The following is a 13160-nucleotide window of genomic DNA, read 5'->3' on the forward strand; positions in this document are numbered from 1 at the left end:
TAGCGGTCAATACGTCCGGATTTAATGTGTCCCCATTTAAATGGGAATTCTAATTGGCTCGATTTTAAATGTGTTCTGACCCCATTTAAAAATTTTGCGGCGTTCGCGGGATTCCCATATAGTTGCTCCACCCACAGTCATTGTGCGGCGCGTCACGCTCGTGTACGCCGCTTCGGATCCCCGTAGTCCCCTGACAGCAGATGAGCCGGTCCAAACCGGCCCACCCGGTCCAAATTGTGTCCGGCGCGCAGGCAGCACGCGGTACCCGTTCGGTTTACCTGGCATTCCGCGCAGCCTTCACCGGAATTCAGCCCGTGGACCAATCGCAAAACCAATCGGCCCAGGAACTGGCCCAGGCGCAGACCAGCGCAATTTCCACTGACATCGCCCTGCGACCCGAGTCGCAAGGCCTGTACGACCCGACCAATGAGCACGATGCCTGCGGCGTCGGCATGGTCGCGCATATCAAGGGCAAGAAGTCGCACGAGATCGTCAGCCAGGGCCTGAAGATTCTTGAAAACCTGGACCACCGCGGTGCGGTCGGCGCGGATGCGCTGATGGGCGACGGCGCCGGCATCCTGATCCAGATTCCCGACCAGTTCTATCGCGAAGAGATGGCCGCGCAGGGTGTGAGCCTGCCGCCCGCCGGCGAATACGGCGTGGGCATGATCTTCCTGCCGAAGGAACACGCCTCGCGCCTGGCGTGCGAACAGGAACTCGAGCGCACCGTCCGCCTGGAAGGCCAGGTCGTGCTGGGCTGGCGCGACGTGCCGGTCGACTGCAACATGCCGATGTCGCCGACGGTCCGCAAGACCGAGCCTGTCATCCGCCAGATCTTCATTGGCCGCGGCCGCGACATCATGACCACGGACGCGCTGGAGCGTAAGCTCTACGTGATCCGCAAGACCGCCAGCCACGCCATCCAGGCGCTCAAGCTGAAGCACGGCAAGGAATACTTCGTGCCGTCGATGTCGGCGCGCACGGTGGTGTACAAGGGGCTGCTGCTGGCCAACCAGGTCGGCGAGTACTACCTGGACCTGCAGGACCAGCGCGCCGTTTCGGCCCTGGCCCTGGTGCACCAGCGCTTCTCGACCAACACCTTCCCGGCCTGGGAACTGGCCCACCCGTACCGCATGGTCGCCCACAACGGTGAAATCAACACCGTGAAGGGCAATGTGAACTGGATCAACGCGCGTACCGGCGCCATCTCGTCGCCGGTGCTCGGCGACGACCTGCCCAAGCTGTGGCCGCTGATCTACCCCGGCCAGTCCGACACCGCATCGTTCGACAACTGCCTCGAACTGCTGACGATGGCCGGCTACCCGCTCGTCCACGCGATGATGATGATGATCCCGGAAGCCTGGGAACAGCACACGCTGATGGACGACAACCGTCGCGCCTTCTACGAGTACCACGCCGCCATGATGGAGCCGTGGGACGGCCCGGCCGCGATCTGCTTCACCGACGGCCGCCAGATCGGCGCCACGCTGGACCGTAACGGTCTGCGTCCGGCCCGCTTCTACGTGACCGAGGACGACATCGTCGTGCTGGCCTCGGAAGCCGGCGTACTGCCGTTCCCCGAGTCGCGCATCGTCGAAAAGTGGCGCCTGCAGCCGGGCAAGATGTTCCTGATCGACATGGAGCAGGGCCGCATCATCGACGACAAGGAACTCAAGGACAACCTGGCCAACGCCAAGCCGTACAAGAGCTGGATCGACGCCGTCCGCATCAAGCTGGACGAGATCGATGCCAAGCCGGAAGACGTCGCCGCCGAGAAGAAGCCCGTGGCCAAGCTGCTGGACCGCCAGCAGTCCTTCGGCTACACGCAGGAAGACGTCAAGTTCCTGATGGCGCCGATGGCGCTGTCGGGCGAGGAAGCTACCGGCTCGATGGGCAATGACTCGCCGCTGGCCGTGCTGTCGTCGAAGAACAAGACCCTGTACCACTACTTCAGGCAGCTGTTCGCCCAGGTGACCAACCCGCCGATCGACCCGATCCGCGAGAACATGGTGATGTCGCTGGTGTCGTTCATCGGCCCGAAGCCGAACCTGCTCGAGCTGAACAACATCAACCCGCCGATGCGCCTCGAAGTGTCCCAGCCCGTGCTGGACTTCAAGGACATTGCGAAGATCCGCAACATCGAGCACTACACCGGCGGCAAGTTCCGTTCGTACGAGCTGAACATCTGCTACCCGACCGCATGGGGCAAGGAAGGCATTGAAGCCCGCCTGGCCTCGCTGTGCGCCGAAGCCGTGGATGCGGTGCGCTCGGGCTACAACATCCTGATCGTGACCGACCGCCGCGTCGATGCCGACCAGGTCGCGATTCCCGCGCTGCTGGCCACGTCCGCGATCCACCACCACCTGGTGGAGAAGGGCCTGCGCACGTCCACCGGCCTGGTGGTCGAGACCGGCACCGCGCGCGAAGTGCACCACTTCGCGCTGCTGGCCGGCTACGGCGCGGAAGCCGTGCACCCGTACCTCGCCATGGAAACGCTGGCCGACATGGCCGCTGAGCTGTCGGGCGACCTGTCGGCCGAAAAGGCGATCAAGAACTTCGTCAAGGCGATCGGCAAGGGCCTGTTCAAGGTGATGTCCAAGATGGGCATCTCCACGTACATGTCATACACCGGCGCGCAGATCTTCGAAGCGATCGGTCTGTCGCGCGAGCTGGTGCAGAAGTACTTCCATGGCACGCCGTCGAACGTCGAGGGCATCGGCATCTTCGAGGTGGCCGAGGAAGCGCTGCGCCTGCACAAGGACGCGTTCGGCAACAACCCGGTGCTGGACACCATGCTCGACACCGGCGGCGAGTACGCTTTCCGCGTCCGCGGCGAAGAGCATATGTGGACCCCGGACTCGATCGCCAAGCTGCAGCACTCGGTGCGCGCTGACGACGGCAAGGGCGCCTACCAGACGTACAAGGAATACGCCAATATCATCAACGACCAGAGCAAGCGCCACATGACGCTGCGTGGTCTGTTCGAGTTCAAGGTCGATCCGGCCAAGGCGATTCCGCTGGAAGAAGTCGAGCCCGCCAAGGAAATCGTGCGGCGCTTCGCCACCGGCGCGATGTCGCTCGGCTCGATCTCGACCGAAGCCCATGCCACGCTGGCCGTGGCGATGAACCGCATCGGCGGCAAGTCGAACACCGGCGAAGGCGGCGAGGACGAGAAGCGCTACCGCAATGAACTGCGCGGCATCCCGATCAAGCAGGGCGACAGCCTGAAGAGCCTGCTGGGCGACGTGATCGAGGCCGACCTGCCGCTGCAGGATGGCGACTCGCTGCGTTCGAAGATCAAGCAGGTGGCATCGGGCCGTTTCGGCGTGACCGCCGAGTACCTGGCCTCCGCCGACCAGATCCAGATCAAGATGGCGCAGGGCGCCAAGCCGGGCGAAGGCGGCCAGCTGCCGGGCCACAAGGTGTCGGACTACATCGGCAAGCTGCGTTACTCGGTGCCGGGTGTGGGCCTGATCTCGCCGCCGCCGCACCACGACATCTACTCGATCGAGGATCTGGCGCAGCTGATCCACGACCTGAAGAACGTCAACCCGTCGTCGGATATCTCGGTCAAGCTGGTGTCCGAAGTGGGCGTCGGCACCGTGGCTGCTGGTGTGTCCAAGGCCAAGGCCGATCACGTCGTGATCGCCGGCCACGATGGCGGCACCGGTGCTTCGCCGTGGTCGTCGATCAAGCACGCCGGCTCGCCGTGGGAACTGGGCCTGGCCGAAACGCAGCAGACGCTGCTGCTCAACGGCCTGCGCAACCGCATCCGCGTGCAGGCCGACGGCCAGATGAAGACCGGCCGCGACGTCGTCATCGGCGCGCTGCTGGGCGCCGACGAGTTCGGTTTTGCCACGGCACCGCTGGTTGCCGAGGGCTGCATCATGATGCGCAAGTGCCACCTGAACACCTGCCCGGTGGGCGTGGCCACGCAGGATCCGCAGCTGCGCAAGAAGTTCCAGGGCAAGCCGGAACACGTCGTCAACTTCTTCTTCTTTGTTGCCGAGGAAGCCCGCGAGATCATGGCCCAGCTGGGCATCCGCACCTTCGACGAACTGATCGGCCGCGCCGACCTGCTCGACACGAAGGCCGGCATCGAACACTGGAAGGCACGCGGCCTGGACTTCGCCCGCATCTTCCACCAGGTGGCACTGCCGGCGGACACGCCGCTGTTCCACACCGACGTGCAGGACCACGGCCTGTCGGCTGAAGCCGGCAAGGCGCTGGACCACGTGCTGATCGCCAAGGCGCGCCCGGCGATCGAGAAGGGCGAACGCGTGTCGTTCATCCAGCCGGTCAAGAACGTGAACCGTACCGTCGGTGCGATGCTGTCGGGCGTGGTGGCCAAGCAATACGGCCACGAGGGCCTGCCGGACGACACCATCCATATCCAGCTGCAAGGCACCGCCGGCCAGTCGTTCGGCGCGTTCCTGGCGCACGGCATCACGCTGGACCTGGTGGGCGACGGCAACGACTACGTTGGCAAGGGCTTGTCGGGCGGCCGCGTGATCGTCCGTGCTCCGCACGAATTCCGTGGCGACCCGACCCGCAACATCATCGTCGGCAACACCGTGCTGTACGGCGCGATTGCCGGTGAGGCGTTCTTCAACGGCGTGGCCGGCGAGCGCTTCGCGGTGCGCAACTCGGGCGCGGCGGCCGTGGTGGAAGGCACTGGCGACCATGGTTGCGAGTACATGACCGGCGGTACCGTGGTGGTGCTGGGCGGCACCGGCCGCAACTTCGCGGCGGGCATGTCGGGTGGCGTGGCCTACGTCTATGACGAGGACGGCCTGTTCGACAAGCGCTGCAACACCTCGATGGTGGCACTGGAAGCCGTGCTGGCCGCGGCCGACCAGGAGAAGGGCCAGAGCCCGGCTTCGTGGCACAAGGTCAACGGCACGCGCCAGCTCGACGAAGTCATCCTGCGCAACCTGATCGAGCAGCACTTCCGCTACACCGGTTCCGAGCGCGCCAAGGCGTTGCTGGCGGACTGGACCACGGCACGCCGCAAGTTCGTCAAGGTCTTCCCGACCGAGTACAAGCGCGCGCTGGGCGAGATGTACGCCAAGGAACAGGCCACCCGCGACAGCGACCGCGAAGCCATCGCCGCCTGATCCGCGGCATCACGAGACAGGGGCCGCAGCCAGGGCAACACCGGCGGCGGTCCCGACAAGATACTGACCTCACAGCAAGGCCGGCCACGCCGGTCTTGCCAGCAAGACCAAGGACGCAACATGGGTAAGGCGACTGGCTTTCTCGAATTTCCGCGCCAGAACGAAGGCTACGAAGCGGTAGTCAAGCGCGTGAAGCACTACAAGGAATTCGTGTTCGCGCTGTCCGACAGCGAAGCGAAGCTCCAGGGTGCGCGCTGCATGGACTGCGGCATCCCGTTCTGCAACAACGGCTGCCCGGTCAACAACATCATTCCGGACTTCAACGACCTGGTGTACCGCCAGGACTGGAAGAGCGCCATCGAGGTGCTGCACCAGACCAACAACTTCCCCGAATTCACGGGCCGCATCTGCCCGGCACCGTGCGAGGCCGCCTGCACGCTGGGCATCAATGAACTGCCGGTCGGTATCAAGTCGATCGAGCACGCCATCATCGACAAGGCCTGGGAAGAAGGCTGGGTCGCACCGCAGGCACCCAAGCACAAGACCGGCAAGACCGTGGCCGTGGTCGGCTCGGGCCCCGCCGGCATGGCTGCCGCGCAGCAACTGGCACGCGCCGGCCATGACGTGACCGTGTTCGAAAAGAACGACCGCATCGGCGGCCTGCTGCGCTACGGCATCCCCGACTTCAAGATGGAGAAGACGCTGATCGACCGGCGCATCGAGCAGATGCAGGCCGAAGGCGTGACCTTCCGTGCCGGCGTGATGGTGACCGACGGCGCGCTGCCGGCCGGCATCAAGAACTACGCCCGCGAAACCATCTCGGCCAAGAACCTGATGGACCAGTTCGACGCTGTCGTGCTGGCCGGTGGTTCGGAAGTGCCGCGCGACCTGCCGGTGCCGGGCCGCGACCTGGACGGTATCCACTTCGCGCTGGAATTCCTGATTCCGCAGAACAAGGAAGTGGCCGGCGATGGCGAGAACGATATCCGCGCCGAAGGCAAGAACGTGATCGTGATCGGTGGTGGTGATACGGGTTCCGACTGCGTCGGCACCTCGAACCGCCATGGCGCTGCCTCGGTGAACCAGTTCGAACTGCTGCCGCAGCCGCCGGAAGAAGAGGACAAGCCGCTGGTGTGGCCGTACTGGCCGATCAAGCTGCGCACCTCGTCGTCGCACGAAGAGGGCTGCGACCGCGACTGGTCCGTCGCCACCAAGGAATTCATCGGCGAGAACGGCAAGGTCACCGCGCTGAAGGCCTGCCGCGTCGAGTGGAAGGACGGCAGGATGCAGGAAGTGCCGGGCAGCGAGTTCATCCTGCCGGCGGACCTGGTGCTGCTGGCCATGGGCTTCACCAACCCGGTGGGTTCGATGCTGGACGCGTTCGGTGTCGATACCGATGCGCGCAAGAACGCCAAGGCCGCCACCGAGGGCGAGCGTGCCTATCAGACCAATGTGCCGAAGGTGTTTGCCGCCGGCGACGTGCGCCGCGGCCAGTCGCTGGTGGTGTGGGCCATCCGCGAAGGCCGCCAGGCCGCGCGTTCGGTCGACGCATTCCTGATGGGGCATTCGGAACTGCCGCGCTGATCGGGTCATCACGACCCATCGCGAAACCCGCCTGGCGCGAGCCAGGCGGGTTTTTTCTTTTTCCGTCGAGGTACTACGCGCTCAGTGTGCGCTCCATGATCAGCGCGCCCGGCCCATAGCAGGCGAGCTTGCCGGCATGCATGGCGGCCTGGTGCGCCGCCATCGGCGCGTACCCGAGCCTGCGCCACCAGTCCGCCGCGGCCTGCACGGCAATCAGCCGCGAATGCTGCCAGCCGGCGTCCAGGGCAGCCTGCAGGGCAGCCTCATACAGTCGTAGCGCGAGGCCACCCCCGCGTCCTGCCGGCGCCACGGCCATGTCATGCACAAACCAGGTCATGGGGGCGGCCTCGGTTCTGTCGTGCGTGAATGGCTTCAGTACGCCGTCCAGCGGCGGCAGGCTGCGCTGTGGCCATGGGTGGGTAAACAGATAGCCAGCCAGGGCCGGGCCCTCGGCTGCGCTTGCCACCAGGCAAGTTGCCGGCGAAAGCGCGAGCCGGCTCGCGAACGCATCGATGCCTTCAAGCAGGTCGTTTTGATAGCAGTGCGCCTGGACCCCGAGTACGCCGGGCAGGTCAGCGGCCGTCATGCGCCGCACAAGGAAATTTGACATCGCGCCATTGTAGGCGGCATTGCATGCCATTGCGTAAAGATGCTGTACGTTCAGGCAACGTTTCGCGAGTTTCAGGGTTCTCCCGCGCTATGGTTTACGTGCCTGTGCCCTGCCGGAGGTTGTTCATACAATTTACAAAAACAATAAACGGAATCTGCCTCGAATCCTTTTTCAGCCGACCCAGATGCGGTCCTGCTAAGCGGGACGTGCGGAGAAAATTGATGTCCGAAGTGCGCATCTTGTCGCGGCTTTGGCGAGGTAAAGCGAGGTTGACGCTTCCTGCTGCCATCCGGAACGCTGCAGTGACGTGGTTTGGGGTGTTGGCCGCCTTGCTGGCGGTGGGGACGCCTTTTGCCGCGCAAACCGTATCGGCCGCTACCGCGTCGGCGCCGCCCGCCATGGCGCGGACGATGTCGTTTCCGGCGCGGCCGATGCGCCTGATCGTTCCGTTTCCCGCGGGCGGCGTGGCCGATGCCATCGCACGCCTGCTTGCCGAGCGCCTGTCGGCCCGGCTGGGGGTGCCGGTGGACGTGGACAACCGGCCCGGCGCGGCCGGTACCACGGCCGGCGAAATCGTTGCCAAGTCCAGCTCGGACGGGCATACCTTGCTGTTTCACCAGGCCAATATGCTGATTCAGCCCGGGCTGGAGCCCGTGCCGTATGACGTGGTGCGCGACTTCACGCCGGTGGCCCGCGTCGCCACCACGCCGCTCTTCCTGGTCATCGACGGCCGCTTGCCCATGCGCACGCCGGAACAATGGGCTGTCGCAGTCAAGTCGAATCCCGGCTCTTACAGTTACGGATACGGCCAGCCGGGCAGCCCCTCCCACCTGTATGCGGAATACGCGGTGCGCGGCATCCGCAACGGCGTGCCGCTCGTGACGGCCAAGGGCGAGGGGGCGATCGTGCAGGAGATGCTGGCTGGCCGTATCAGCGCCTGCTTCTGTTCCTATGCGGCGGTGCAGAGTCATGTGCGCAACGGCTCGCTGCGCATGATCGGCGTGACCGGCGTGTCGCGCTCACCGCTGGCGCCGCTGGTGCCGACACTGCAGGAATCCGGCCTGGAAGGCTTTGCCGCCGCCGCCTGGTTCGGTGTGATGGCGCCGGCCAAGACGCCGCGCGCGATCATTGCGAGGCTGGCTGTCGAGCTGGACGAGGTCATGGCCGAGCGTGAAGTCCGCGCCCGCCTGATGGCCGCGGGCCTGACGCCGCTGCGCGATTCGCCGGAGGCCTTTGCCACCGCGATCCGCTCGGAATCGATCCAGTGGCAGGTCATCCTGCGCGATGCCGCACAAGGAGAGCCATAATCCCGGCGGCCGGTCAATGTGGCGGCCGCCACACGGCCGTCTGCAGGTGTAGGTAGTAGCCCTTATAATGGCCGACTGCCCGGAACCCTGCCAACGTGACTGATTCTGCCCACAATCTCGTCGAACTCAATGCGGTAGATTTTGCCTACTCGCGTGATGCCAAGCCGATCCTGTCCGGCCTGACCATGCAATTCTCGCGTGGCAAGGTGATCGCGGTGATGGGCGGATCGGGCTGCGGCAAGACCACCGTACTGCGCCTGATCGGCGGCCAGGTGCGGCCGCAATCCGGCGCGGTCGCGTTCGATGGTGCCGACATCCACGCGCTCGATGTGAAGGGGCTGTACGCCGTGCGGCGCCAGATGGGCATGCTGTTCCAGTTCGGCGCGCTGTTTACGGACCTGTCGGTGTTCGACAATGTGGCCTTCCCGCTGCGTGAGCACACGGACCTGCCGGAATCGATGATCCGGGACCTGGTGCTGATGAAGCTCAATGCCGTGGGCCTGCGCGGCGCGCGCGACCTGATGCCGTCGCAGATCTCGGGCGGCATGGCGCGACGGGTGGCACTGGCGCGGGCCATCGCGCTGGATCCGATGCTGTTGATGTACGACGAGCCCTTTGCCGGGCTCGATCCCATTTCGCTGGGGCTCACCGCGCGGCTGATTCGCAGCCTCAACGACGCGCTGGGCGCCACCACGATCATCGTCTCGCACGACGTGCACGAGACTTTCCAGATCGCCGACTACGTGTATTTCATTGCCAACGGCCGCATCGCCGCACAGGGCGAGCCCGAGGCCCTGCGCGCCTCGACGGATCCGTTCGTGCACCAGTTCGTCCATGCCGAGGCCGACGGTCCGGTGCCGTTCCACTATGCGGGTCCGACGCTGGCCGAAGATTTTGCCGCCGGAGGTGCGAGGTGACGGGCATGCTGATTGCCATCGGCGCCGCGGTACGGCTGGGCGTTGCCGGGCTCGGTCGTGCCGCCCGGATGTTCTTCACCGTGCTGGGCCTGTCGCCGGCGCTGCTGCGGCGTTTCCGCCTGGTGTCCGACCAGATCTTCTTCGTCGGCAACCTGTCGCTGGTGATCATTGCCGTGTCCGGCCTGTTCGTTGGCTTCGTGCTCGGGCTGCAGGGCTACTACACGCTGAACCGCTACGGGTCCGAGCAGGCACTCGGCCTGCTGGTGGCGCTGTCGCTCGTACGCGAACTTGGCCCGGTGATCACCGCGCTGTTGTTCGCCGGCCGCGCGGGCACCTCGCTGACCGCGGAGATCGGCCTGATGAAGGCTGGCGAACAGCTCACGGCCATGGAGATGATGGCCGTTAACCCGTTGCAGCGCGTGATCGCCCCGCGCTTCTGGGCGGGCGTGGTGGCGATGCCGGTGCTGGCCGCGATCTTCAGTGCGGTCGGCATCCTGGGCGGCTACCTGGTCGGCGTGCAACTGATCGGCGTGGATGCCGGCGCCTTCTGGTCGCAGATGCAGGGTGGCGTGGATGTGCGCGCCGATGTGATCAACGGCGTCATCAAGAGTTTCATCTTCGGCATTGCCGTGACGTTCATTGCGCTTTACCAGGGTTTCGAAGCCAAGCCCACGCCGGAAGGTGTATCGCGGGCCACGACCCGCACCGTGGTGATTGCGTCGCTGGCCGTGCTGGGGCTGGATTTCCTGCTGACCGCGCTGATGTTCAGCTGATGAACAACGGCAACGGGGCAACTGACAGGACAACGGGTAGAAAGAGATCCCAATGAAAAAAAGTGCACTCGATTTCTGGGTGGGGTTGTTTGTGGTGGCAGGCTTCGTTGCCTTGCTGTTCCTCGCCCTGAAGGTCGGCAACATGAGCGCCTTCACGTTCCAGGAAACCTACACGGTCGAAGCGCGCTTCGACAATATCGGCGGCCTGAAGCCGCGCGCGCCGGTCAAGAGCGCCGGCGTGGTGGTGGGGCGCGTGGCCGCGATCCGCTTCGACGACAAGATCTACCAGGCGACCGTGGTCATGAACCTGGAGAAGCAGTACCAGTTTCCCAAGGACACCTCGGCCAAGATCCTGACCTCGGGCCTGCTCGGCGAGCAGTACATCGGCCTGGAGGCTGGCGGCGATACCGCCATGCTGGCACAGGGGTCGCGCATCACCATGACGCAGTCGGCGGTGGTGCTGGAGAACCTGATCGGCCAGTTCCTCTACAACAAGGCGGCCGATGCCGGATCCGGCGGGGGCAGCAGTGGTGGCGCGGCGAGCGCACCGGCCCTTGGCGGAGCCGCTAAATGACCGCTTGCGCCTGTAGGGCGGCGCCCCGGCGCGCCGCGCTGGCCTTCGCGGCCAGCGCGCTGATGCTGCTGGCCGGTTGCGCCACGGGCCCGACCGCCAATCCGAAGGATCCGATCGAACCGTTCAACCGCGAGATCTCGCGCATCAACGAGGACTTCGACAAGGGCGTGCTGAAGCCGGTTGCCCAGCTCTATTCCGACTACATTCCGTCGCCGGTCCAGACCGCGGTCGACAACTTCTTTTCGAACGTCAGCGACGTCTATTCGGCGGTGAACAACCTGCTGCAGGGCAAGCCGACGCGCGCCGCCGAGGACACCATGCGGGTGGCGATCAACACCGTGCTTGGCATCGGCGGGCTGATCGATATCGCTACCCCGGGCGGCCTGCCCAAGTACAAGGAAGATTTCGGCCAGACCCTGGGCGTCTGGGGCGTGCCGTCGGGGCCGTACCTGGTGCTGCCGCTGTTCGGGCCGAGCACCGTACGCGACACCGCGGGCATGCTGGTGGACCGGCAGATCGACCCGTCGGCGTATTTCTATCCGGTTTCGCTGCGCAATTCGCTGGTCGGGGTGCGCATCGTCGCGGGCCGCGCGCAACTGCTTGGCGCGACCAACCTGCTCGAGCAGGCGGCGCTGGACAAGTACGCGTTCATGCGTGATGCGTACCTGCAGCGGCGCGAGTACCTGATCTACGACGGCAATCCTCCGAGCCGGGAGAACGACGAATCCGAGAGCGACGGCGCACCCCAGCAGCCGCCACAGGAGCCGTCCCAGCAGCCGTCCCAACAACCGGCCGCGCCCTCGGAGGGGACGACGCAGCCCGAGGGCCAGAATCTGCCGGTGCCACCGACGTCGCCGATGCAGCGCATCGTCCCGGGCGGCGGCCTGCGCATTCGGTGACACCATGCAGCGGCGCTGTGAATGCGCTGTGAGCACTGAAACAAAATGTTTTCAAGTGGCGCCGGATGCGCTGGCGCCAGAAACGCGCCGCCGTGGACTGTGTTCCAATGTGCGCAACACCTCGGATTGCGGGCCTGCCCGAAGCAACGGCCGGTTCTCCGGGGCGGGCGAATCACTCTGACTGAGAAGGAAAATCCATGATCAAGCGACTGTTGCTCCCCTTCCTCGCTGTAGCCGCCTTTGCCGGCGCCGCCCATGCGCAAGTCTCGGCGCAGGATACCGCCAGCCCCGAAGCGCTGGTCAAGTCGGTGGTGAACGATGTGATGGCCAGCGTCAAGAGCGACAAGGACATGCAGGCCGGCAATATTGCCAAGATCTCCGCGCTGGTCGAGCAGAAGATCCTGCCGAACGCGAACTTCCAGAAGACCACGCAGATCGCCATGGGCCGCAACTGGTCGAAGGCCACGCCCGAGCAGCAGAAGGTGATCACCGATGAGTTCAAGACGCTGCTGATCCGCACCTACGCCGGCGCCATCGCGCAGATCCGTGACCAGACCGTCCAGTACAAGCCGTATCGCGGTTCGCCGGAGGACACCGATGCGACCATCCGCACCCAGGTGATCAACAAGGGCGAGCCGATCCAGCTCGATTACCGCCTCGAAAAGACGGCGCAGGGCTGGAAGGTCTATGACATCAACGTGCTGGGCGCGTGGCTGACCGAAGCCTACAAGGGCAGCTTCAACACCATCGTCGGCCAGCAGGGCGTGGATGGCGTGATCAAGACGCTGCAGGACCGCAACCGCCAGCTGGCCAACGCCAAGAGCTGATGCCACGGGGCGCGCTGTCGCTGCAGCGTCGCTGCGTTGCGGCACGCGCCCCCGAAACTGCTCTACAATAGGCCGCACGCACACAAGCTCCCGCCCCTGGCGGGAGCTTGTGTTTTCCGGAATTTCGCTGGCTTCGCCGACCCGTCCTTTCCCATGCTGTCGCTTGGCACCTCGCTGACCAACCAGAACGCCGCCGCCGTGCTGCGTGATGGCCTGTCGCGCGTTGCGCAAGGCGAAACGCAGGTGGACTGCGCCGCGCTGGAGCAGGTGGATTCGTCCGCCGTGGCCGTGCTGCTGGCCTGGCAGCGCGCCGCCGCCGCCCGCCAGGGCACGCTGGCGCTGCAAGGCGTCCCGCCGCAGCTCGCCGAGCTGGCTTTGCTGTATGGTGTCGACAGCCTGCTGGGCCTGGCGCAAGCGGCTTCGCATCGACATTGACCCGGCATCCCTGACCGCGCGCCTCAATAGCGGTCATCAGGATGCCCCGGCCGCTGCCTGACGCGGTGGCTGCGCCCCAAGCGGGAGTCTCCCCGCATCCCCTATAATTCCGGGTTG

10 protein-coding genes are annotated in these 13160 nt (G+C 65.3%); 9 read left to right on the plus strand and 1 reads right to left on the minus strand.

Features of this window, described 5'->3' with window-relative positions:
* The first annotated feature begins 314 nt into the window (after window positions 1-314).
* Window positions 315-5117 carry a glutamate synthase-related protein gene (locus KHO22_RS25080; protein WP_211949872.1) on the plus strand — a complete coding sequence of 1601 codons (4803 nt, stop codon included), beginning with the start codon at window positions 315-317 and terminating at the stop codon, window positions 5115-5117.
* 120 nt (window positions 5118-5237) lie between these two features.
* Entirely contained in the window at window positions 5238-6701 is a 1464-nt protein-coding gene (locus KHO22_RS25085; RefSeq protein ID WP_211949873.1) for a glutamate synthase subunit beta, read from the plus strand.
* Between the two features lie 73 nt (window positions 6702-6774).
* Here KHO22_RS25085 and KHO22_RS25090 read toward each other — a convergent pair whose 3' ends face one another.
* The gene (locus tag KHO22_RS25090; RefSeq protein WP_211949874.1) at window positions 6775-7311 is read right to left on the minus strand and encodes a GNAT family N-acetyltransferase; all 537 of its coding nucleotides are present in this window, start codon (window positions 7309-7311) and stop codon (window positions 6775-6777) included.
* Between the two features lie 221 nt (window positions 7312-7532).
* Between KHO22_RS25090 and KHO22_RS25095 the strand changes: the two genes are divergently transcribed.
* The 7 genes from KHO22_RS25095 to KHO22_RS25125 all read left to right on the plus strand — a co-directional run bounded on the left by KHO22_RS25095 (window position 7533) and on the right by KHO22_RS25125 (window position 13043).
* Complete coding sequence (locus tag KHO22_RS25095; RefSeq protein WP_211949875.1) at window positions 7533-8618, plus strand: Bug family tripartite tricarboxylate transporter substrate binding protein; 1086 nt, start codon at window positions 7533-7535, stop codon at window positions 8616-8618.
* Window positions 8619-8713: 95 nt separating this feature from the next.
* The gene (locus KHO22_RS25100) at window positions 8714-9535 is read left to right on the plus strand and encodes an ABC transporter ATP-binding protein (RefSeq protein WP_211949876.1); all 822 of its coding nucleotides are present in this window, start codon (window positions 8714-8716) and stop codon (window positions 9533-9535) included.
* Between the two features lie 5 nt (window positions 9536-9540).
* A complete protein-coding gene (gene mlaE / locus KHO22_RS25105; protein ID WP_211949877.1) occupies window positions 9541-10308 on the plus strand; it encodes a lipid asymmetry maintenance ABC transporter permease subunit MlaE in 768 nt (255 codons plus the stop codon).
* Between the two features lie 52 nt (window positions 10309-10360).
* Window positions 10361-10882 (plus strand): outer membrane lipid asymmetry maintenance protein MlaD, encoded by a 522-nt coding sequence (gene mlaD, locus KHO22_RS25110; RefSeq protein ID WP_211949878.1) that lies wholly within the window; start codon window positions 10361-10363, stop codon window positions 10880-10882.
* Complete coding sequence (locus KHO22_RS25115) at window positions 10879-11781, plus strand: MlaA family lipoprotein (protein ID WP_211949879.1); 903 nt, start codon at window positions 10879-10881, stop codon at window positions 11779-11781. Before mlaD ends, KHO22_RS25115 begins: the two co-directional genes overlap by 4 nt.
* A gap of 197 nt (window positions 11782-11978) precedes the next feature.
* Window positions 11979-12608 (plus strand): MlaC/ttg2D family ABC transporter substrate-binding protein, encoded by a 630-nt coding sequence (locus KHO22_RS25120; RefSeq protein ID WP_211949880.1) that lies wholly within the window; start codon window positions 11979-11981, stop codon window positions 12606-12608.
* A gap of 153 nt (window positions 12609-12761) precedes the next feature.
* On the plus strand, window positions 12762-13043 hold the full coding sequence (locus KHO22_RS25125) for an STAS domain-containing protein (protein ID WP_211949881.1): 282 nt from the start codon (window positions 12762-12764) through the stop codon (window positions 13041-13043).
* The last annotated feature ends 117 nt before the right edge of the window (window positions 13044-13160 follow it).

This window comes from Cupriavidus yeoncheonensis, assembly GCF_905397275.1.
In the GTDB taxonomy this organism is placed as follows: Bacteria; Pseudomonadota; Gammaproteobacteria; order Burkholderiales; family Burkholderiaceae; genus Cupriavidus; species Cupriavidus yeoncheonensis.

Excerpts from the sequence above, each read along its gene's own strand:
- KHO22_RS25085 (WP_211949873.1), top strand. The coding sequence starts at position 5,238 with ATGGGTAAGGCGACTGGCTTTCTCGAATTTCCGCGCCAGAACGAAGGC.
- KHO22_RS25090 (WP_211949874.1), bottom strand. The coding sequence starts at position 7,311 with ATGTCAAATTTCCTTGTGCGGCGCATGACGGCCGCTGACCTGCCCGGC.
- KHO22_RS25095 (WP_211949875.1), top strand. The coding sequence starts at position 7,533 with ATGTCCGAAGTGCGCATCTTGTCGCGGCTTTGGCGAGGTAAAGCGAGG.
- mlaE (WP_211949877.1), top strand. The coding sequence starts at position 9,541 with ATGCTGATTGCCATCGGCGCCGCGGTACGGCTGGGCGTTGCCGGGCTC.
- mlaD (WP_211949878.1), top strand. The coding sequence starts at position 10,361 with ATGAAAAAAAGTGCACTCGATTTCTGGGTGGGGTTGTTTGTGGTGGCA.
- KHO22_RS25115 (WP_211949879.1), top strand. The coding sequence starts at position 10,879 with ATGACCGCTTGCGCCTGTAGGGCGGCGCCCCGGCGCGCCGCGCTGGCC.
- KHO22_RS25120 (WP_211949880.1), top strand. The coding sequence starts at position 11,979 with ATGATCAAGCGACTGTTGCTCCCCTTCCTCGCTGTAGCCGCCTTTGCC.
- KHO22_RS25125 (WP_211949881.1), top strand. The coding sequence starts at position 12,762 with ATGCTGTCGCTTGGCACCTCGCTGACCAACCAGAACGCCGCCGCCGTG.